Genomic DNA, 20331 nt, shown 5'->3' on the forward strand with positions numbered 1-20331 from the left:
GCCCACGCTTCGTGCTTTCCGGTAATCGGTTCCGATCTTCGGGCCGAAGCTAGGCCGCTTTGACCAGCCAGTCCGCAAATAAGCGGGCCTTGGATGTCGCCTTAGGATGGATCTTCAGATGGAAGGGCACGGGTGAGGGAATGGTGTCGGCCACCAGCTGGACGAGTCGTCCTCCTTGCATGAGGCTTTCAACCAGCCCGTCCCAGCCCAGCACTGCCCCGACGTCGTCCTGAGCGGCTTGAAGCGCGATCATATAATTATTCACGTAGAAGCTGCGGCCCTTCGGCAGGGGGTGGCCGAGCGCGTGAAACCAATCGGCCCAGGTCGTCCAGCCGTTTTCCTCGTTGCTCATATGGATCAGGGGCGCCTTGAGCAGATCCTCGACACGGGCAATATCATGCTGGGCGGCGAAAGCTGGAGTGCCGAGAGCGACGATCCGATCCTGAAAGAGCTTGCGGTATTCGACGCCATACTCCTGTGGGCTTCCATAATGGATGCTCAGATCGCAGCGACCGGTCGTGCCCGGAACGTCGCTGGTGATCTGCGACACGGTAATGGCGGGGTGGATTTTCCAGAAAGCTGAAATCTTGGGCGTGAGCCACAGTGAACTGACCGCCGTGGTCGTTCGGATCGTCACGTCAACCGTTTCCTGGCGATCGCGTATCTGCGTGACGGCCTCTGAAATCGTCTCGAATCCACGCTGGATCGCCAGGAACAGAAAAGCCCCTTTTTCAGTGAGCTCAACCCCGCGGCTGCGGCGCAGGAACAGGTTGCATCCGAGATCGGTCTCAAGCGCTTTGATCTGGTGACTGACGGCCGCAGGCGTCACATTCATTTCCTGAGCTGCTTTCTTGAAGCTTGCATTGCGGGCCGCCGCCTCGAAGCAGATGAGAGCCGTCATCGAGGAGAGATCATAGGGCCTGGGCATAGCGGGTCTCTTGGAAGGCACACGTTGTCAGAACACCGAGCGCAGAGCTCATGAGGTTAGTTAAACTAATCCATCATGAAAAAAAGTGCTATTGTCAAAAAGGCTTGCTGGCAAGAAGATTCCATCACAGTTGAATATGCCGAACATGGAATTCTCCTATGACAGTCCCTTCACCTTCCATACATGACCTGCTTGCGCGCCGCGTTCCTGGTTACGCACTCGAACAGCCGTTCTACACATCGCCGGCGATCTACGAGCTCGACCTCGAGCATATCTTCTACAGCGAATGGCTCTACGCGATCCCGTCTTGCCAGCTTGCCAAGACCGGCAGCTACGCCACGATGCGCGTCGGCGCCTATGAGGTGATCATCGTTCGAGGCCGCGACGGCGAAATTCGCGCCTTCCATAATTCCTGCCGCCACCGCGGCTCGCTCATCTGCAAGGGGCGGCAGGGCCAGGTCGCCAAGCTCGTCTGTCCCTATCACCAGTGGACCTACGAACTCGACGGCAAGCTGATCTGGGCGAATGACATGGGGCCGGACTTCGAAGCCTCGAAACATGGCCTCAAGCCCGTAAACCTGCGCAATCTCGAGGGCCTGATCTACATCTGCCTGTCGGATACGCCGCCGGATTTCGAAGCATTCGCTCAGCTGGCTCATCCCTATCTCGCGATCCACGACCTGAATGACGCGAAGGTCGCCTATACCTCGACCATCGTCGAAAAGGCGAACTGGAAGCTCGTCTGGGAAAACAACCGTGAATGTTATCACTGCAGCAGCAACCATCCCGCACTCTGTCGTTCCTTCCCCCTTGACCCGAATGTCGCGGGCGTGTCGCCGGACGGGTCGGTTTCGGATGTCCTCCAAGCGCATTTCGACCGTTGCGAGGCTGCCGGCGCGCCGGCGCAATTCCGCATTGCCGGGGACGGCCAGTATCGCCTGGCGCGCATGCCGCTGCAGGAAAAAGCCCTAAGCTACACGCTCGACGGCAAGGCCGCAGTCAACAAGAATCTCGGCCGCGTTGCCCTGCCCGACGCCGGCACGCTCTTAAAGTTCCATTATCCGACCACCTGGAATCACTTCCTGCCGGATCATTCGCTGACCTTCCGGGTGACCCCGATCAGCCCGATGGAAACCGAAGTCACCACCACCTGGCTGGTGCACAAGGATGCCGTCGAAGGCGTGGATTACGATCTGAAGCGCCTGACCGAGGTCTGGATCGCCACCAATGACGAAGACCGAGAGATCGTTGAAACCAACCAGCAGGGGATTCTGTCGCCCGCCTATGTTCCCGGACCTTATTCGCCGAATCAGGAGAGCGGCGTCATCCAGTTCGCCGACTGGTACGCCACTTGGCTCGAACGTTCGCTGACGCCGATGCGGCAGGCCGCGGAGTGAGAGGATGAGCGCATTCAAAAATCTAGCGTTCTGGAGCGATGCGGAAGAGCTCGAATGCGTCACCCGCACTCCGGAAGTGCCGAATGTCGTGACCTTCAGCTTTCAGAGCCCGTCCGGCGCGCTGTTCAACCATGAGCCGGGGCAGTTCGTCACGCTGGAATTGCCCATTCCCGGCGGGCCGCTCTACAAGACCTATACGATCTCGTCCTCGCCCTCGCGACCGACGGCCCTGACGCTCACGGTCAAGGCGCAGGAGCGTTCCGTCGGCACGCGCTGGATGCTCGACCATCTGCACAAGGGCATGCGCCTCAGGGCCATAGGGCCGGCGGGGAAATTCTCGATCGTGCATCACCCTGCCGAGAAATACCTTTTCATCTCGGCCGGCTCCGGCATCACGCCGATGGTGGCGATGACCACCTGGCTTTACGATTCCGGGCGCGAACCGGATATTGTTTTCATCAATTGCGCGCGCCGCCCCTCCGAGATCATCCTGCGTGACAGGATGGAACTCATGGCGTCGCGCATCGTCGGCATCGACCTGAAATGGGTGGTCGAAGAAGCCGATCCGTTTCGGCCCTGGACCGGCTATCGGGGGATGTTCAACCAGATCATGCTGGGCCTGATGGCGCAGGACTATCTCGAGCGCGAGGTGTTCTGCTGCGGGCCTGAACCCTTCATGCGGGCAGTTCGCGAGGCGCTTGCCGCTCTCGGCTTTGACATGGGCCGCTACCATCAGGAGAGCTTCACGGCAGAGCCCGAGCATGCCGAGGACGTTCCCGAGGATGTGGTTCCCGATGCGCAGAACCAGGCCGAGATCGAGTTCGCCCTCTCCGGTATAACGGCCAAATGCAACGAGGCGGACACGATCCTGGCGGCCGCAAGGGCCGCGGGGCTGGTGATTCCCTCGGGTTGTTCGATGGGGATCTGCGGCACCTGCAAGGTCCGCAAGAGCGACGGGCAGGTGCACATGGTGCACAATGGCGGCATCACTGACGAGGATATCGAGGAGGGCTATGTCCTGGCCTGCTGCTCCAAGCCCTTGGGTCGCGTAAGCGTCGAAGTGTAACACGCAACATGCACGAGCCGCTGCCTTCAGAGGCAAGGCAGGCGAAGGCAGCGAGCTTTGCACGCATCGTCAACCATCTGAAGAACGGCAGATCACGAAACGAAACCACGGATCGAACCCAGAACTGCGGCTTCGATCTCGATGTTCTCCCATTCCTCCGGGGGATTTCGGCGCTTCGCGCTGCCAGGAACATGCACTCCGAACTCCGTCAGACGGCGAAGATGATCCGCCGTACGGGCAACGAATTCGGGATCCGTTGCCATGGGCGAAATCGCGACGACCGTCAGCCCCGTATCGGGGTGTCGGGATCGTGTTATCGTCACAGGGACGGAAGTTTCCGCGCGTCAGCACCGCGGTTGGATGGACCGGCATCGGTTCGACGACGATCATGGCTGCCCCACCAATTGCCCGCTCGGCGTAGTACGCCGCATGCCGCTCGGTCGGAAGGCCGCCTTCGGCCATGTTCGCCGTGTGAGCCCCGAACACGATCCTGTTTCTCAATCTGTGGCCACGGAGTTCAATTGGTGAGAACAGGTGAGGGAACAGCTTGGACATAAGGATTCTCGGCAAACGCGAATGAATGGGCGAGGAGGGCATGCCCTGGTCCTCGTGCGGATGTTTGCCGGCCTACAATGCGCTCGCCAGGGATCCGCTATTCTCAGACGCGGCTGCGTGGGAATTGACCATTGCACCGGCAAGCTGACGCAGGTTGACCGCGCCGAGCGGCTTCCCGTCCTGTCCAACGACGGCGACTTCGTTATCCGGACCGTTGGCGATCATGCGCATGGCGTCTTCGATGGTAGTCCCGACCGGGATCGTTAGGCCGTGCGGCGAAAGGCCGGAACCGAGAGGTGCCATGACGGCTTCCACGTGGACAACACGCCCTCTGTTGACCTCCCTGACGAAGTTGGCGACGTAATCATCGGCGGGCCGCAACACGATGTCCTGGCTGGTGCCCTGCTGGATCACTTCGCCATCGCGCAGAATGGCGATCTGGTCACCGAGTCTCAGCGCTTCGTCGAGATCGTGGGTGATGAAGACGATCGTCTTCCGGATCTCCTTCTGGAGATCGAGCAGAACGGTTTGCATGTCCATGCGGATCAGCGGGTCGAGAGCCGAGTAGGCCTCGTCCATGAGCAGCACCGGCGCGTCGTTGGAAAGTGCCCGCGCCAGCCCGACACGTTGCTGCATGCCGCCCGATAGCTGGTTCGGGTACGTGCTCTCGAAGCCTTTCAGCCCGACGCGTTCGATCCAGCGCATGGCGATGTCGACCGCCTGCGAGCGCTCGACGCCTTGGACCTCAAGACCGTAGAGGGTGTTGTCGAGGACGTTGCGGTGGGGAAGCAGCGCAAACTTCTGGAACACCATGGCCGTCTGGTGCCGGCGAAACACGCGCAATTCGAGTTCCCTCATCTTGACGACGTCAACGCCGTCGACGAGCACTTCGCCGGCGGTCGGGTCGATCAGCCGGTTGATGTGCCGGATCAGCGTCGACTTGCCCGAGCCCGAAAGACCCATGATCACCTGGATACGGCCGGAGGGGATCTCGATGTTGATGTCCCTGAGGCCCAGCACATGTCCGTGTTTCTCATTGAGCTCGGCCTTGGTCAGGCCCTTTTGAACCGCATTGACGTGCGCCTCAACGTTCGGGCCGAAGATCTTGTAAAGGTGCCGGATCTTGATGCCGCCGAAATGAGGATCAGCCATGGACGATCTCCCGGTGCTTCTGGAGCCGCTTGCCGTAGGCCTGGCTGACTCGATCAAAGATGATGGCAATACCGACGATGGCAAGGCCGTTGAAAATGCCCAGCGTGAAATACTGATTGGCGATTGCCTTCAGAACCGGCTGGCCGAGGCCCTGGACGCCGATCATCGAAGCGATGACGACCATCGCCAGTGCCATCATGATCGTCTGGTTGATGCCGGCCATGATCGTCGGTAGCGCTAGCGGCAACTGCACGTTCCTGAGCTTCTGCCAGTTCGATGAGCCAAAGGCGTCGGCTGCCTCGAGCACGTCCCTGTCAACCAGACGAATGCCAAGGTCGGTGAGCCGGATCATCGGCGGAATTGCGTAGATGACGACCGCGATCAAGCCCGGAACCTTGCCGATACCCAGCAGCATGACGACGGGGATCAGATAGACGAAGCTCGGCATCGTCTGCATGACGTCGAGCACCGGGCTCACCAGCCGTTGCAGTCGGTCGGAACGGGACATCAGGATTCCGATCGGGATACCGACCACGATTGAAAGTACAGTGCAGACGAAGATCATCGAGACCGTCCGCATCGTGTCGTCCCACATGTCGAGGTACCCGATGGCCAGCAATGTGACGAGACAGCCGAGCACCACTTTCCAGCTCCTGCTGGCGCCCCAGGCAATGGCCAGGACGATCAGGGTGATGATCGGCCAGGGCGTCTGCGTCAGGAAGCGTTCTGCTGCGATCAGGAAGTGCTGCAAGGGCGAGAAGAACCCCTCGATTGCACCGCCATAGGCGCGCGTGAACGCACGGAATCCCTCGTCGATGGCCTTTTTCAGGCTCCGCAAGGAGTCGTCGTTCATGTGCGGGAATCTAAAAAACCAGTCCATTCGGTTCCCCTTTTTGAAGAAGCCGGCAAGTCTTTTTCTGTTTGCGGCTGGATGAATGCGGCGCGCAGTCGCACGCCGCATATCGAGATCGGCTTAGAGAGCCGCCTTGATCTTCTCGGCAGCTTCCGGAGAGACCCACTTCGTCCAGAGATCCTCGTTCTCCTCGAGGAATTGCTTCGCGCCTTCTTCGCCGCTCGCCTGATTGTCCGTCATCCAGGCCATAAGCTTGCTGACGGTTTCGTTGCTCCAGGACCGCTTGTTCAGATACTCCATGACCTCGGGATCGACCCGCTCGGAGAAGGGCTTCGCCACCAGCGTCACGATCGTATCGACCGGCCATGCATTCGGCTTAGGATCGGGGCAGTCCGCTACGGTGTTGCAGCGCTTCCATTCGGCCGCATCATGGGAAACGCCCGGTTCCAGCTTCACCATTTCATACTTGCCGAGGAGGGCGGTCGGAGACCAGTAGTAGGTAAGGAAACCTTCCTTGCGTTCGTAGGCCTTGGCGATGGCGCCATCCAGTCCCGCGGCAGAGCCGGTATCGACCAGGGTGAAGCCGGCCTTCTCGGCGCCGAACCCATTGTAAAGCTGCGTCGTCACCACCGTACCACCCCAGCCCTGCGGTCCGTTGATAACCGCGCCCTTGCTGGGATCCTCTGGGGCAGGGAAAAGCTCGGGGTGTTTCAGCGCGTCGCCGATCGTCTTGATCTCCGGGTGGGCGTCAGCAATGTACTTCGGAATCCACCAGCCCTGGACGCCACCATCGGGCAGCGGGGAACCGACTTTGATAATACGACCTTCGTCCGTGCCCTTCTTGACGACATCGGGCAAGAGGTCGATCCATGCTTCCGGCGCGATATCGGGCTGACCCTTTTCCGCCATGGAGGTGATCGTCGGCACGGTGTCGCCGATGGTGATTTCGGCACTGCAACCATAGCCTTCGTTGAGAATGAACTTATCCAGGTTCGAGAGGACCTCGGCGCTTTGCCAGTTCATGCTGGCAATGGTAACGCTCCCGCACTCGGCGGCATTCGACACCGACACTCCTCCGAGCAGCCCGAATACCAGGCATGTGGACGCAAGCAGCTTCTTCATTAGACGTTCCCTTTTGTTAGCGGCGCTTTTTCAAGGAGCGGGGTGCCGCGTTTACCCGCTCGGACGGAGGTCAGGAGCGCTCTCCCATACTCACCGATTTCTGGAGAGCGGCTGCAAGTCCGCCGGCGATCGCGGCGTCGAAGCCAGCAGCGCCCATTGCCTCGATCGCTGCCGCAGTGGTGCCGCGATAGCCAAGAAACGCGTCGACCATGTCGGCGGGACATTCATTCCGCCGTTCGAGAAGCCGCCCGGCTCCGATCAGAACGGAATTGACGGCGCGCCTGGCAATATCCGGGGAGAGGCCGTAGGCGATGGCATCCTTCATCATCGCCGTTGCCAGGAGCGCGGGGAAGGCGGGACCGGAGCCCGAAAGACCGGTCAGATAGTCGATGTCGCCTTCGCTTGCGACTTCATCCGTCGTTCCGCAGGAATCGAAGATGCTGCGAACGATGAACCGGTCGCGGTCTTCGACACCTTCCGAGGCGACCCAAGGCGTGTAGGATTTGCCAACCTCGGCGGCGGCATTCGGCATGGCGCGAACAACGCGGTTTGAGCGGAAGTGTACGGCCAACTCGTCCAGGCGAATACCGGCCATGACCGATATGAGCAGTTTACCGGCGGCGTCGACTGCCAGGGCGGGCAAGTCGGCCGGACGCACGGACACGACGATCACATTCGACCGACCGGCGAGCTGCTGGTTGTCCCTTGTCCAGTAAGCACCCTCAAATCGTGCCGGTCGTTCGCCTGTATGGGAAAGCGTGAGGTCCTCAGGCGAGGTGAGCTTTGCATCGAGAAGCGACTGGATGATGGCCCTGCCTAGCCAGCCGTTTCCGCCAATTACCCCGATCTTCAATCCGTTACTCATCCTCGCCCATCTTCGCCGCTAACCGGAATAGCCGTGGCGGGCGAAAAAGCGATCGAGCTCCCTCTGCTCCGGTGCTTGCCCGGTGAAAATTTCCACATATTCCGGGATGCGTTTCATGCGGACGGAGATATCCTCCGTCGTCTGCATAGAGATGTATCCGATCTGCACCAGATAGATCGTGCGCGCCCGAACATCGGCGTGAGGCTCGTCGTAGCCGAACCGCAGGAACATGCGCGACAGCGCCTCAAGGCGCTGCTGGTCGGCGCTTTGGACCTCCGCCAGGATTTCAGGTGATTGGAGGGCCCAGCTCCTCACGGCGAACTCGAATTGCGAGTCGAAGAGCTCGCGGTTGAGCCAGCAATCGAAGACGTTCAGCATCGCCTCGGCGACCGTCTCGGCATAGGCCCCAGCCTGTTTGACGAGGTTGCCCGTGTTCTTCTCGCGCCAGCGCGAGACCAGCGCATCAAGCAGTTCCTCGCGATCCTTGAAAAACCAGTAGAAGCTCGTCCGCGACAAGTTCAGCTTCTTCGCCAGCGGCTGGATTTTCACCGCATCGACGCCCGCCTCCAGCAAGGACTCGTAAGCCGCGCCCAACCAAACATCCGGCGATCCACGCCAGCCGCTATCGTTCATGGTCTGCTCCATAATTGCTTCCTAACAAATCGAGGGAGGCTGCGCAAGAAAAATGTACATCAATGTCAATCTGGATGACTTTTGTGATCTCTGTGTTGACGCATATGTACATTTTCGATTACGCTCCTGAACATCTCTAAATCGGAGCCCGGCAGATGTCGAACGACCCCCTCCTTCAATCCTACCAGCTGAAGCACCTGACGCTGCGCAACCGCATCATCGTGACCGCGCACGAGCCCGCCTATCCGGAGGACGGCATGCCGAAGGCGCGGTATCGCGCCTACACCGTGGAGCGCGCGAGAGGAGGTGTGGCGATGACGATGACCGCCGGGTCCGCGGCCGTCTCGAAGGACAGCCCGCCGGTGTTCAACAACCTGCTCGCCTACAAGGACGAGATAGTGCCGTGGATCAGGGAGATGACCGACGCCGTGCACGAGGAGGGTGCGGCGATCATGATCCAGCTCACCCATCTCGGCCGGCGCACGCGTTGGGACAAGGGCGAGTGGCTGCCGGTTGTCGCTCCCTCGCATCACCGCGAAGCGTCGCACCGCGCTTTTCCCAAGAAAATAGAAGACTGGGACATCGAGAGAATCATCAAGGACTTCGCCGATGCGGCCGAGCGCATGAAGGCGGGCGGCATGGATGGCGTCGAACTGGAGGCCTACGGCCACCTACTCGACCAGTTCGCGTCGCCGCTGACGAACGAGCTAGACGGTCCTTACGGCGGCTCGCTCGAAAACCGCATGCGCTTCTGTTTCGACGTTCTGAAGGCGATCCGCATGCGCGTCGGAGACGATTTCATCCTGGGCGTGCGATACACGGCCGATGAATGTCTTCCCGGCGGGACGGGCAAAGCGGAAGGCCTTGAAATCTCCAAGCGCCTCAAGGAAAGCGGGCTTATCGATTACCTGAACGTTATCCGTGGGCATATCGACACGGACGCCGGCCTCACCGATGTAATTCCCATCCAAGGCATGGCCAATTCGCCGCATCTCGATTTCGCGGGCGAAATTCGCGCTGTCACGAACTTCCCGACCTTCCATGCTGCGAAGATCCCCGATGTCGCCACCGCCCGCCACGCGATCGCATCCGGCAAGGTCGACATGGTCGGGATGACGCGTGCCCACATGACCGACCCGCACATCGTGCAGAAGATCATCGAGAAGCGTGAGGACGACATTCGACCCTGTGTTGGGGCGAACTACTGTCTCGACCGTATCTACCAGGGTGGCGCCGCCTACTGCATCCACAATGCCGCGACCGGACGTGAGCTGACGATGCCACATACCATCGCGAAGGCGGGCGTTCGAAAGAAGGTCGTGATCGTCGGCGCCGGACCGGCCGGTCTAGAGGCGGCGCGCGTGGCGGGCGAGCGCGGCCACCACGTCGTCGTCTTCGAAGCGGCGAATAACGCAGGCGGACAGATCCGGCTGACAGCCCAGAGCGAGCGCCGCCGGGAGATGATCAGCATCATCGACTGGCGCATGAGCCAATGCGAGAAGCTGGGCGTCATTTTCCATTTCAACACATGGGCGGAAGCGGAGACCGTTCAGGCCGAAAACCCGGATGTCGTGATTATCGCGACCGGCGGGCTTCCCCATACCGAGGTTCTGTCAAGAGGCAACGAACTCGTCGTTTCCGCCTGGGATGTTATCTCCGGCGATGTCAAGCCGGGCACCAACGTGCTCATCTTCGACGACGCCGGCGACCATGCCGGCCTGCAGGCCGCCGAACTTCTCGCCAATGCCGGCGCCAAGGTCGAGATCATGACGCCCGACCGCTCCTTCGCGCCGGAAGTCATGGCGATGAACCTCGTGCCCTATATGCGGTCTTTGCAGAAATTGGACGTCACCTTTACCGTCACCTACCGCCTGGAAGCGGTCGAGAAGAGCGGCAATCAACTCGTCGCCCATGTAGGCAGCGATTACGGTGGCGTCGAAAAGCAACGGACGTTCGACCAGATTATCGTTAATCACGGCACCATTCCGCTCGACGATCTGTACTTCGAACTGAAGCCGGCCTCGAGCAATCTCGGCGAGACGTCGCACGAGCAGTTGATCGCCGGCGAGCCGCAATCTGTTGTGCGCAACCCGGAAGGCAAGTTCCAGCTCTTCCGCATCGGCGATGCGGTTGCTGCACGCAACACGCACGCGGCGATCTACGACGCGCTTCGCCTTCTCAAGGACATCTGACGCCGGGCGGGCCGCCAAGCAGCAGCCCCCGCTTCATCAGAGGGATACTCAATGACAAGCCGAAGCGAAGTCCTTCAGTTGTTCATCGATGCCGCTCTCGCCGCGTTTGAACAGTTCGCGCAGGCTTCGGAATCACGCCGGTCGATCCGGCAGATCTCTTCTGCGCTGGAAGTGCCGGCTACCGAAAGGCCCGGCTCCGGCAGCCGGCTGCCGGTGTGTTTCCACCTTGAGGCGGCGCTCGCCATCGAAACGGAACACGAGTCGCTCCGCCGTTTGGTCGATCGGTTCAAGGCGATCGAACCGTTGCTTGAATGGCGGCGCCGCTCGAACTATGACGGTTCCGAGAGCGAGAATTTCTTCGAAGGACATGCCAATGCGATGATCATCGGTCCCGGCGGTCTCGAAGAGCGCAGGGACGTTTGGCTCGGGGTAACATTGATGGCGCCGAACGTGCGGTATCCGAACCACGACCACGCCCCGGAGGAGGTATACCTCGTCCTTTCAGATGGAGAATTTCGGCAGGGCGAGGCCGCCTGGTTCTCGCCCGGCATCGGCGGCTCTTTCTATAACCCTCCAGGCGTCAAACACGCGATGCGGTCGCTAGAGAGGCCGCTGTTGGCCTTCTGGGCATTGCTTTCGGCAAAGCCGGCATAGCAAGCCCACGGGGGGAACATTTCGCTCTCACGGCGCGCAACAAAGATCGCGTAGAGGCCAAGGCGGCTCGGCTGAGGGTGCCGGCGAACTTCCCATGCGGTTTCCTGTGTGACCCGGCGGTACAGCCGCTCCACGGTGGCAACGCCCGCACCGGTAATCAGGGCGGTTGGAAGCCGCAATGAGCGGATAAAGGAAGCCGCTACGCCACGACGAGGATGCTTTCCAACCCGACCCGACCCGGATCGGCCCTCATGGTATTGAAGCCAGTCGGGCTGTCGTACTCGGTCAGCCGGTCCCCCCAGTTTTTCGGCGGCATCCGGGTTCAAGACGGACGCAATCCGTTGCAGCAAGGCGTCTTCGAATGTGCGTCGCGTTCACGTATCGGACACTAAAAGAACAACCATTCAGGCCGTTAGTCGCGCGGGGTAAGTCCCTTTAGGAAAGGCATCCCCGATGAACCTGTCCTAATCCTCCTGCAAATCGAATTCGTCCGCAAAGCCTCCAGTCGAAGGTCGTCTATGTCGTTTCAGCGTGGAGAAGACGGTTTTCCCGTCTGGAACGATGGGCGGTGGGTTTTGATCGACCAGAGAAAAACATCACTCGATCCCTGGCTGCACAAACGGCGGATGTCCCTCTTTCCGAATGACGTACCCAAAGGGCACTACCAGCTCCAGGTAAGCGACGCGGCGAACGTTCAACTTGGCAGAATGTCCGGCATCGTTCCCGGTCCGTCCCCGCTGGGAACTACCTGCCTATCGGACTGTCTTGACTGTTGTCCCGTCGCCGATCGTGTCCCATCATGCGGCGGTACCCGGTCCCGTCTCGCGCTCGAATGGGTTCGGGAGATTCGCGAATCTCTTCGTTGATTCTGTTGGGAATCGGCAAGAAGGCAGGTCAGTTGCACCGCGTGAGCCTGCTCTCCGGCACCGGCCGCCTCCGAAAATACAAGGCCTGAATGGCACCGGCGCCCGGTTTTGTCCCTGTTTTGGGCTGTTTTTTGCCTCTTTCTGAAACGGATGGTGCCGTGCGGCGTTACGCTAACCCCCGGTGACCAAAGGATTTTCTTAATAGTTTGTTAATTCTCTCAGGCCGTCTGGGGCGATTTTGTGTCGTTTCAGCAACAGGGATCAGGGAAGGGCGGCGCAAAGCACATGATCTGGTAAGTTGGGCGTTGCGCGCCCCACCCGGTTTTGTATTTTCAACTCCGGAAGCAAGGGCGGTTGATCGTCCGACTTCTTGAACGTTGGGGATGGGGCAGGGAACGCTGTCCTTCAGCAAAGAAACCCAGACCCGTTTGAAACTTTTGACTGGAGGTCAGAAATGAACATCAAGAGCCTTCTTCTCGGCTCCGCTGCTGCTCTCGCAGCAGTATCCGGCGCTCAGGCAGCCGACGCTATTGTCGCTGCCGAGCCGGAGCCCCTGGAATACGTTCGCGTTTGCGACGCTTTCGGCACGGGCTACTTCTACATTCCGGGCACGGAAACCTGCCTCAAGATCAGCGGCTTCATCCGCTTCCAGACGACGTTCGGCGAAGATCAGTCCGGTTCGTCTGACTGGGATGCCTTCTCTCGTGGCTTCATCGCATTCGACGCCAAGAGCGATACTGAATTCGGCACGCTGACCGGCTTCTTCGCGATCGAAGCCGACCAGGACAACCAGAACAGCAACAACTTCAAAGTTGACGAAGCTTACATTCAGCTCGGCGGCTTCAAGGTTGGTTCCTTCTGGAGCTGGTGGGATAAGGGTCTGAACGGCGAAACCGACATCAACGGTAACGACACCACCAAGTTCAACTCGGTTGCTTACCTCTATGATGGTGGCACGTTCCAGGCTGGTGTGGCTGTTGAAGAACTCGAAGGCGTAACCTCCAAGCCGAACGGTGTTGGTGTTTCCGCCATCGTTTCCGCGTCGCTCGGCGGCGTATCCTTCGACCTCCTTGGCAGCTATGACTCGGAAGTTGAAGAAGGCGCAATCCGTGGTCTCGTTTCTGCAGATCTCGGCCCGGGCGTGCTTCAGGCTCTCGCCATCTGGTCGTCTGACCCGAACGCTTACTGGTCGGTTTCGGAATGGAGCGTTGCTGCTTCGTACCGCTTCAATGCAACCGAGAAGTTTGCAATCACCCCCGGCGCTCAGTACTTCGGCAATATCCGCAACGGCGTTGAGTTCAACGACGCTTGGGTTGGCTCGCTTGGCAACGAAGGCTTCGGCAATGGCGATGCTTGGAAGGTCGGTATCACAGGTGATTACCAGATCACCGAAGGTCTCGCGACTCGTGTAACGGTTAATTACACCGAAGTCGACTACGACACTCCGATTGCTGGTGCTCAAGACGATTTCATCTCGGGCTTCGTCCGCCTGCAGCGCGACTTCTAATCTGACCTGACCTCGGTCAGTGAGAGAAGCCCGGCTCTCGAGCCGGGCTTTTCTTTGTGTTTGCGGTGACGTGGAAGTGCGGACGAGCGCCGCTGCTTTTTTTGCCAATGTTAGCCGTGGTGGCCAGCAGGTGAAGAGATCGCCTAGCCTCTAATGAAGGCGGCTATTTCGTGCCTCAATCCGTCGAGATGCAGGAGCGGTGCGTGCCCCTGGCCGGTCGCAGTTGTGGTCACCAGGCCTGGATGCCGCCTGACCATTTCCTCGACGGTGGTCTGCGACAGCAAGCTGGAGTATTGGCCGCGAATGACCATCATGGGCAGCCCGGCGAAGGCGTCGAATTGCGGCCATAAGCTAGAAAGCACGGCGTCGGCGTTGAGCGCCTGCAATTGGCTTGCGATCGCAGGATCGAAGTCGGTGATCGGAACCCCACCTTCGTCCCGATAGATTGCTTTGGCCATGTCCTCCCAATCCTCGTGGCGCAGGATCGGGAAATCTTCGCCATGAATTGCCTGCAAATAGTGAGGTGCCGCAGCCCAGCTGTCGGGCGCTGTCGCGGCGTTGAGATAATCCCTGATTCGAACGAGGCCACCGATCTCGACGACCGGACCGATGTCGTTGAGAATCGCACCCGCGATCAGAGCCGGGGCGGAGCCGATGAGATGGTGAAGGATTAGCCCTCCGCGCGACGTGCCGATGAAGATTGCCTTCTGCACGCCGAAATACCTGCAGGCGGTGATGACGTCGTCGGCTTCCACCGCGATTGTGTAGCGGCTCTTGTCGTCATCGCGCTGTGACTGCCCTCGGCCTCGATAATCGAGTGCAATGACAGGGCGTGCGCCGCCGGCCGCAGAGGCGAGAAAGACAGCCAGCGGGTGGAAATCTCGGCTGTTGCGTGTGAGGCCGGGCAAGCAGATGACCGGTGTATTCGCATGACTACGCCAGTTGTCGACAGAGTAGGATCTGCCGTAGAGTTTCAGCCCGTCTTTCGCATGAAAATAATGTTCCTGAAACACTTGACCTCTCACTCGCCATCGCCCGGCGGTTCGCGACGCCGCTCTCGCCATTCAGTAGTATTAGCGGTAGAGAATTCAGGACGGATTGCGGCCCATTCTGAGGTCCGAGACAATGTCCGTCTTTTGTTCGAGACGTGACTTATAGACCTGGTAATTCTCCATCACTCGCTGGACGTAGTTGCGCGTTTCCTGGAAGGGGATTCGTTCGATCCAGTCGACCACATCGTCAATGGGCTTGCCGCGCGGGTCGCCGTAGCGCGCCAGCCATTCCGGCACGCGGCGCGGCCCGGCATTGTAGGCGATGAATGTCAGGACGTAGGAGCCGCCGAAACTGTCGATTTGCTCGCCGATATAGTGGGCTCCGAGGGTGGCATTGTAGCCCGCATCGGTCGTCAGGCGCTCCTTGGAATAGGCAAGCCCGTAGCGGCTAGCGACCCCTTTGGCGGTGCCAGGAAGAAGCTGTAGCAGACCGCGGGCGTTCGCCGCGGAAACTGCAGACGGATTGAACGCGCTTTCCTGGCGGGCAATCGCATAGGCGAGCGCCTTGCCAGCGCCATCGATATTGGCACTCGATGGAATTACGCCGACCGGAAAGGCAAGGGCGGCGACATCAATGCCGCGAGCGAAGGCGACCTTACCGATCTGCAGCGAAAGCTGATGGCTGCGTGTCCCCTCTGCCCGCGCCGCAAGAATCGCAAGCTCGCCCGGGCTGGTCAGGTCCTCGGCAAGCGTCCGATAGAGGCTGTCCGCGCGCCAGCCATGGCCCGCGGCTTCGAGCCGGGCAATAGCCCTAACGGCCTCGCGGCTTTCAAAGCGCGTGCGGTCTTCCGCAGTCGGGGAGGGATAGCGCACATCGAGCGTGGAGCGTCCGATGCGGGCCGCGGCAAGCTGTCCATAGAACGTGCCCGGATAGCGCGCCGCATTGGCAAAATACTCGTTCGACCTGCCAGGGCCGCCGGCCTCGGCGGCTCGCCCAAGCCAGTACCAGGCGCGCGAGGCGGAGATCGGTCGGCCCGAGGTCTCCAGAATCTTTCGGAAATGACGTGCCGCCGTTGTCGGATCTTCCAAACCGCGAAGCGCATACCATCCGGCGTGGAATTCCGCATCGACGATATCCGTTGCCTCGGTTGCCGCATGGTTTGCGGCGACGCGATAGGCGCCGCGGAAGTCTCCTTTGTCGAGCAGTCCGCGACTGATGATGCGCTGTTCCGTCCACCATTCGCCGGGATTGACAAGAGCACCCTTATCCTTCGGCATCCGAGTGAGAAGTTTTGCCGCGTCCTGGTATTTTTCCTGCTTGCGCAGATGCTCGATGCGGACAAACAGGTAAGCGGGACGGTCGCGCCACGATGGATCAACCGTCGCAAGTAGCGACGCTGCGTTGCTGCTGCCGCGAATGACGGCCGTCCAGGCGCGGTAAAGCGACTGTGCTTCGCCGAGTTTGCTAAGGCGCTCTGCCTGTTCGACGCGGCTGCGATAGAGAAGCATCTCCATCCGGCGCCTGTGGTCGGCGCTCGTCAGGAGATCGGAAAATTCCGATAGAATTTTGGTTTCGACATCCCCGCCCAGCGCGTCCTTGAGCCAGATCTCGCGTAGGCATTTTGCAGCCGCCGGGGCTTCTCCCTTCGCGACGAGCGCCCGAGCGAGAATGATGGTCCCCTCCGCCGTTTCCGGTTTGGTCGGGCCGAAGGCGGCGATAACGTCCGCTGCTGGCGGGTTTTCGCGATAAAGCGCGCGTTCCGAATGGGCGCGCAACGATTTCGGCCCGGGCCAGCCCTGAAGCTCCCGTTCGGCCTCGGCGATCTCGTAGGACGGAATGCCTTTCTGCCCGGAAACGGCGATCGCCCAGGTGAGGATGTGCCGGTCGAGCGTTACCGCCCGCATGCCGTCGCGAATGGCGATCGCCTTTTCAGGCTGCCGGTCGGACAGGGCATCGAGGCCCGTCTTCAGGTCTCCGTTGATCGCGACATTGATGGCGGCGGTCGCGGCCGATATCGCGCCGGTCATTTCCCGGGACGCGACGCGTCCTGACTTGCCTGAGGAGCCGGGTTTATTGGCCGGAATCGGCACCCGGATCTCGTCCGCCATGGCCGACGAAGCCAGCATCGCTGCACCGATGACGGCGGCGACAGACAAAAGGAGAGTTCCGCGCATCAAGAGCCCCGTGGTTCCCGTGTCTCACTTTCATTTGCCGCTGTATTGCCTAACGAAAAGTTAGCGGCATTTTATCGATGGTGCAAACGGCCGGCGAAGGCACTCCACGGGTGTCATCTCAGCGTAGCGCTTCATCCAGCCACTGCGCGCGCCTGGGCGGTTGATCGCACGGAAACCGACATGAAATGCATCTTCATGACGCTTGCCGCAGCCAGCTCACATGATTATGGTGCGGCAGTTTTTTAACCGTTGATTGCGGCCAGAACGTGGGCGTGTGCCTTGCTTTTTCGCCGTCAGGAGTTGTGCATGTTCAAGGGTTCCATTCCCGCACTCGTAACACCGTTCACCGCCACCGGCTCGGTGGATGCGGATAGTTTCGTCGCGCATGTGGAATGGCAGATAAAAGAGGGCAGCCTCGGCCTGGTGCCTGTGGGAACCACGGGGGAATCTCCGACGCTTTCCCATGACGAGCACAAGAAGGTCGTGGAACTGTGCGTCGAAGCGGCGGCTCGGCGCGTGCCGGTCATTGCCGGCGCCGGCTCCAACAATACGACCGAAGCAGTCGAACTCGCGCAACACGCGGAGAACGCCGGCGCGGACGCCATTCTGGTCGTGACACCCTACTACAATAAGCCGACGCAGAAGGGCCTTTTTGCCCACTATGCCGCCATTGCCGAAAGCGTCAAGCTGCCGATCGTGATCTACAACATTCCCGGGCGCTCGGTGGTCGACATGAGCGTCGAGACCATGGCGGCGCTGGCGAAGGCTTACCCGACGATCATCGGCGTCAAGGACGCGACCGGCAAGATCGAGCGCGTTTCAGAGCAGCGCATGGCCTGCGGCAAGGAGTTCGTTCAACTCTCGGGCGAAGACGCGACCGCGCTTGGCTTCAATGCACATGGCGGCGTGGGCTGCATCTCCGTCACCGCCAACGTCGCACCGCGCCTCTGCGCCGAATTTCAGGAGGCGACGCTCGCCGGCGATTTCGCCAAGGCGCTCGACTACCAGGACAAATTGATGCCGCTTCACAAGGCTATCTTTATAGAGCCCGGTCTTTGCGGCGCGAAATACGCGCTTCATCGCCTTGGTCGGATGAGCCGCACGGTGCGCTCGCCGTTGCTTTCGACGCTCGAGCCGGCCACGGAGGCGGCGATCGATGCGGCGCTCCGGCATGCAGGGTTGGTGAACTGATGGCACCCAAGGGCAGCGAGCGGACGGTCAAGAAAGTGGTCGCGGAAAACCGCAAGGCCCGCTTCAACTACGAGATCGTCGATACCTACGAGGCGGGTCTGGTGCTGACCGGCACGGAGGTCAAATCGTTGCGCGAGGGAAAAGCCAATATCGCCGAATCATACGCGACCGACGAGGGCGGCGAAATCTGGCTGATCAATTCCTATCTGCCGGAATATTTACAGGCCAACCGCTTCAACCATGAAACACGCCGGCGCCGCAAATTGCTGCTGTCGAAGCGTGAGGTGAACCGCCTGCAGGGCGCCGTCAACCGCGAAGGCATGTCGCTCATCCCGCTCAGGATCTATTTCAACGAGCGCGGACGAGCCAAACTCGAACTGGCGCTCGGTAAGGGCAAGAAGCTGCACGATAAGCGCGAGACGTCCAAGGAACGCGATTGGAACCGGCAGAAGAACCGCCTGCTCAAGGAGCGCGGCTGACCTTCCTGCATATTAATCCAGTGTTACCGTCCTCTCATCCGGCCTGCCGCCAGCTTCTCCCCGCAAGCGGGGCGAAGGAAACAAGCGGCAAGCGCTCTAATTCCTTTCGCCTGTTTACAGGGAGCCGGAGCGAGGGCGGAAGAGCCGGTCGCAGCGCTAATCCTAGAGTTCAACGTCATCGGCAACGGGCTCGGCCGGGCGCGGCGCGCGTTCCGACGGCTCGCGGCCGATCTCGCCCCGGAGTGTGACGAGATCGATGAAGTGATCGGCCTGGCGGCGCAGGTCGTCAGCAATCATCGGCGGCTGCGTCGACATGGTCGAGACCACCGATACCTTGCGGCCCTTGCGCTGCAGCGCCTCGACGAGCGTCGTAAAGTCGCCGTCGCCTGAGAAGATCACCAGATGATCGACGGTCTCGGACTGTTCCATGGCGTCGATTGCCAATTCGATATCCATGTTGCCCTTGATCTTGCGTCGCCCGAGCGAGTCGGTGAATTCCTTGGCAGGCTTGGTGACGACCTTGTAGCCGTTATAGTCGAGCCAATCGATCAGCGGGCGGATCGAGGAATATTCCTGATCTTCGATCAGTGCCGTATAGTAGTAGGCCCGCAGCAGATAGCCGCGTTTCTGAAACGCCTTGAGCAGCTTGCGGTAGTCGATGTCGAAACCGAGGCTCTTCGATGCGGCGTAGAGATTGGCGCCGTCGATGAAAAGAGCGATTTTCTCGCGAGGATCGAACATCGTTAATTCCTTTTCCATGGCCTGCACATTTGACCCGACCGTCCGCACGGGAGGCTGCGCAGAAATAAGTGGATTACATTAATTATTGCTGATATTGCAAATAATGTAGGTTATACCACGCTTTATTCCAAGCAGCGCACGGCGCCTATAGCTAGTTTTAGCAGTTGCTGCCGTTCGTCCACACTTCAATTTGCAATCGCTGCTGGACATTCATCCGAAATATCGCGCAATACAATCAATGTCTGTGACCGACGGACGCAGCCCACAATTATGGTATTTTAACATGTGCGGCGAAATGGATGCAGGAAAAACTTGAACTTATGCGGTTTTGATTGTATCCGGGCGACTAATTCCAGAAATCGGAGCCGATGAGGTCGTCCCGTGGCGGCCGTTCCGGTTTCGTGTCGTTAATCCGTGCGGCGGCGTTGCCGCCGCTATGAGCCGCAAAGGACAGGCAAATGGCCCGTGTCACCGTCGAAGATTGCATTGATAAGGTCGACAACCGTTTCGAACTCGTTCTGCTCGCCAGTCACCGTGCGCGCCTGGTTTCGCAAGGTGCCCCGATCACCGTAGACCGCGACAACGACAAGAACCCGGTTGTTGCTCTGCGTGAGATCGCCGATGAAACCCTTTCACCGGGCGATCTGAAGGAGGATCTGATCCACTCGCTGCAGAAGCACGTTGAAGTGGACGAGCCCGAACCCGATCCGGCTTCGCTCACTCAGCCTGAAGCTGCCGCTGCATTCGCGGAAACCGCGGAAGATGAAGACCAGCCGGAAGCGCTCACCTTCGACCGCATGTCGGAAGAGGAGCTATTGGCCGGAATCGAGGGCCTCGTGCCCCCGGAAAAGAGCGACGACTACTAAGATCCGTTTCGGAACTCTGTTCCGGCGTGTTTTCGAAGCAGTGCGCCACTCGTATGATTGGCGCACTTTTTTATTTGCCTGATTTCACGGAGCCGCC

General features: G+C 60.0%; 18 protein-coding genes and 1 pseudogene. 8 read left to right on the plus strand and 11 right to left on the minus strand.

The window, feature by feature from the left end:
- Positions 1-49: 49 nt before the first annotated feature.
- Positions 50-928 carry a LysR family transcriptional regulator gene (locus PYH37_RS16460; protein ID WP_280732558.1) on the minus strand — a complete coding sequence of 293 codons (879 nt, stop codon included), beginning with the start codon at positions 926-928 and terminating at the stop codon, positions 50-52.
- A gap of 158 nt (positions 929-1086) precedes the next feature.
- On the opposite strand from PYH37_RS16460, the gene PYH37_RS16465 reads away from it, so the two are divergent.
- Positions 1087-2325 (plus strand): aromatic ring-hydroxylating oxygenase subunit alpha, encoded by a 1239-nt coding sequence (locus tag PYH37_RS16465; RefSeq protein ID WP_280732559.1) that lies wholly within the window; start codon positions 1087-1089, stop codon positions 2323-2325.
- Between the two features lie 4 nt (positions 2326-2329).
- The gene (locus PYH37_RS16470; protein WP_280732560.1) at positions 2330-3391 is read left to right on the plus strand and encodes an FAD-binding oxidoreductase; all 1062 of its coding nucleotides are present in this window, start codon (positions 2330-2332) and stop codon (positions 3389-3391) included.
- A 92-nt stretch (positions 3392-3483) separates the two neighbouring features.
- On the opposite strand, the gene PYH37_RS16475 is transcribed toward PYH37_RS16470, so the two are convergent.
- The 7 genes and pseudogenes from PYH37_RS16475 to PYH37_RS16505 form a co-directional block, all read right to left on the minus strand.
- On the minus strand, positions 3484-3714 hold the full coding sequence (locus PYH37_RS16475) for a hypothetical protein (protein ID WP_280736172.1): 231 nt from the start codon (positions 3712-3714) through the stop codon (positions 3484-3486).
- Positions 3695-3946, minus strand: a pseudogene (locus PYH37_RS16480) (oxidoreductase); the annotation flags it as partial. The pseudogene PYH37_RS16480 and the gene PYH37_RS16475, both read right to left, overlap by 20 nt.
- Positions 3947-4018: 72 nt before the next feature.
- Positions 4019-5098, minus strand: a complete 1080-nt coding sequence (locus tag PYH37_RS16485; protein ID WP_280732561.1) for a quaternary amine ABC transporter ATP-binding protein — start codon at positions 5096-5098, stop codon at positions 4019-4021.
- Positions 5091-5978 (minus strand): ABC transporter permease, encoded by an 888-nt coding sequence (locus tag PYH37_RS16490; RefSeq protein ID WP_280732562.1) that lies wholly within the window; start codon positions 5976-5978, stop codon positions 5091-5093. Before PYH37_RS16490 ends, PYH37_RS16485 begins: the two co-directional genes overlap by 8 nt.
- A gap of 93 nt (positions 5979-6071) precedes the next feature.
- The gene (locus PYH37_RS16495; RefSeq protein WP_280732563.1) at positions 6072-7073 is read right to left on the minus strand and encodes an ABC transporter substrate-binding protein; all 1002 of its coding nucleotides are present in this window, start codon (positions 7071-7073) and stop codon (positions 6072-6074) included.
- A gap of 70 nt (positions 7074-7143) precedes the next feature.
- Positions 7144-7938 (minus strand): pyrroline-5-carboxylate reductase family protein, encoded by a 795-nt coding sequence (locus PYH37_RS16500; protein WP_280732564.1) that lies wholly within the window; start codon positions 7936-7938, stop codon positions 7144-7146.
- An 18-nt stretch (positions 7939-7956) separates the two neighbouring features.
- Positions 7957-8583, minus strand: a complete 627-nt coding sequence (locus PYH37_RS16505) for a TetR/AcrR family transcriptional regulator (protein WP_280732565.1) — start codon at positions 8581-8583, stop codon at positions 7957-7959.
- A gap of 143 nt (positions 8584-8726) precedes the next feature.
- Here PYH37_RS16505 and PYH37_RS16510 point away from each other — a divergent pair, with 143 nt between their 5' ends.
- The 3 genes from PYH37_RS16510 to PYH37_RS16520 all read left to right on the plus strand — a co-directional run bounded on the left by PYH37_RS16510 (position 8727) and on the right by PYH37_RS16520 (position 13790).
- On the plus strand, positions 8727-10763 hold the full coding sequence (locus tag PYH37_RS16510) for an NADH:flavin oxidoreductase (protein WP_280732566.1): 2037 nt from the start codon (positions 8727-8729) through the stop codon (positions 10761-10763).
- 51 nt (positions 10764-10814) lie between these two features.
- Entirely contained in the window at positions 10815-11417 is a 603-nt protein-coding gene (locus PYH37_RS16515; protein WP_280732567.1) for a dimethylsulfoniopropionate lyase, read from the plus strand.
- Positions 11418-12737: 1320 nt separating this feature from the next.
- Entirely contained in the window at positions 12738-13790 is a 1053-nt protein-coding gene (locus PYH37_RS16520) for a porin (protein WP_280732568.1), read from the plus strand.
- A gap of 143 nt (positions 13791-13933) precedes the next feature.
- Here PYH37_RS16520 and PYH37_RS16525 read toward each other — a convergent pair whose 3' ends face one another.
- Positions 13934-14854, minus strand: coding sequence for an alpha/beta fold hydrolase (locus PYH37_RS16525; RefSeq protein WP_280732569.1), 921 nt, complete (start codon positions 14852-14854; stop codon positions 13934-13936).
- A 24-nt stretch (positions 14855-14878) separates the two neighbouring features.
- On the minus strand, positions 14879-16957 hold the full coding sequence (locus PYH37_RS16530) for a lytic transglycosylase domain-containing protein (RefSeq protein ID WP_280732570.1): 2079 nt from the start codon (positions 16955-16957) through the stop codon (positions 14879-14881).
- Between the two features lie 306 nt (positions 16958-17263).
- Between PYH37_RS16530 and dapA the strand changes: the two genes are divergently transcribed.
- Together dapA and smpB are read left to right on the plus strand one after the other, a co-directional pair.
- A complete protein-coding gene (dapA, locus tag PYH37_RS16535) occupies positions 17264-18148 on the plus strand; it encodes a 4-hydroxy-tetrahydrodipicolinate synthase (protein ID WP_280732571.1) in 885 nt (294 codons plus the stop codon).
- Positions 18148-18627, plus strand: a complete 480-nt coding sequence (gene smpB, locus PYH37_RS16540; protein WP_003527297.1) for an SsrA-binding protein SmpB — start codon at positions 18148-18150, stop codon at positions 18625-18627. The genes dapA and smpB overlap by 1 nt, the downstream gene beginning before the upstream one ends.
- A gap of 162 nt (positions 18628-18789) precedes the next feature.
- On the opposite strand, the gene PYH37_RS16545 is transcribed toward smpB, so the two are convergent.
- On the minus strand, positions 18790-19368 hold the full coding sequence (locus PYH37_RS16545; protein ID WP_280732572.1) for a LabA-like NYN domain-containing protein: 579 nt from the start codon (positions 19366-19368) through the stop codon (positions 18790-18792).
- Positions 19369-19826: 458 nt separating this feature from the next.
- Between PYH37_RS16545 and rpoZ the strand changes: the two genes are divergently transcribed.
- Positions 19827-20234: a DNA-directed RNA polymerase subunit omega gene (gene rpoZ / locus PYH37_RS16550; RefSeq protein WP_280732573.1), complete on the plus strand. Its 408-nt coding sequence runs from the start codon at positions 19827-19829 to the stop codon at positions 20232-20234.
- The last annotated feature ends 97 nt before the right edge of the window (positions 20235-20331 follow it).

Origin of the sequence: Sinorhizobium numidicum, assembly GCF_029892045.1 — a bacterium.
Classification (GTDB): domain Bacteria; phylum Pseudomonadota; class Alphaproteobacteria; order Rhizobiales; family Rhizobiaceae; genus Sinorhizobium; species Sinorhizobium numidicum.

Coding starts and splice junctions, on each gene's coding strand:
- PYH37_RS16465 (WP_280732559.1), top strand. CDS start 1,087: ATGACAGTCCCTTCACCTTCCATACATGACCTGCTTGCGCGCCGCGTT.
- PYH37_RS16510 (WP_280732566.1), top strand. CDS start 8,727: ATGTCGAACGACCCCCTCCTTCAATCCTACCAGCTGAAGCACCTGACG.
- PYH37_RS16500 (WP_280732564.1), bottom strand. CDS start 7,938: ATGAGTAACGGATTGAAGATCGGGGTAATTGGCGGAAACGGCTGGCTA.
- PYH37_RS16460 (WP_280732558.1), bottom strand. CDS start 928: ATGCCCAGGCCCTATGATCTCTCCTCGATGACGGCTCTCATCTGCTTC.
- rpoZ (WP_280732573.1), top strand. CDS start 19,827: ATGGCCCGTGTCACCGTCGAAGATTGCATTGATAAGGTCGACAACCGT.
- PYH37_RS16495 (WP_280732563.1), bottom strand. CDS start 7,073: ATGAAGAAGCTGCTTGCGTCCACATGCCTGGTATTCGGGCTGCTCGGA.
- PYH37_RS16545 (WP_280732572.1), bottom strand. CDS start 19,368: ATGTTCGATCCTCGCGAGAAAATCGCTCTTTTCATCGACGGCGCCAAT.
- PYH37_RS16470 (WP_280732560.1), top strand. CDS start 2,330: ATGAGCGCATTCAAAAATCTAGCGTTCTGGAGCGATGCGGAAGAGCTC.
- PYH37_RS16515 (WP_280732567.1), top strand. CDS start 10,815: ATGACAAGCCGAAGCGAAGTCCTTCAGTTGTTCATCGATGCCGCTCTC.
- PYH37_RS16520 (WP_280732568.1), top strand. CDS start 12,738: ATGAACATCAAGAGCCTTCTTCTCGGCTCCGCTGCTGCTCTCGCAGCA.
- PYH37_RS16505 (WP_280732565.1), bottom strand. CDS start 8,583: ATGGAGCAGACCATGAACGATAGCGGCTGGCGTGGATCGCCGGATGTT.
- PYH37_RS16530 (WP_280732570.1), bottom strand. CDS start 16,957: ATGCGCGGAACTCTCCTTTTGTCTGTCGCCGCCGTCATCGGTGCAGCG.
- PYH37_RS16525 (WP_280732569.1), bottom strand. CDS start 14,854: ATGGCGAGAGCGGCGTCGCGAACCGCCGGGCGATGGCGAGTGAGAGGT.
- PYH37_RS16485 (WP_280732561.1), bottom strand. CDS start 5,098: ATGGCTGATCCTCATTTCGGCGGCATCAAGATCCGGCACCTTTACAAG.
- smpB (WP_003527297.1), top strand. CDS start 18,148: ATGGCACCCAAGGGCAGCGAGCGGACGGTCAAGAAAGTGGTCGCGGAA.
- PYH37_RS16490 (WP_280732562.1), bottom strand. CDS start 5,978: ATGGACTGGTTTTTTAGATTCCCGCACATGAACGACGACTCCTTGCGG.
- dapA (WP_280732571.1), top strand. CDS start 17,264: ATGTTCAAGGGTTCCATTCCCGCACTCGTAACACCGTTCACCGCCACC.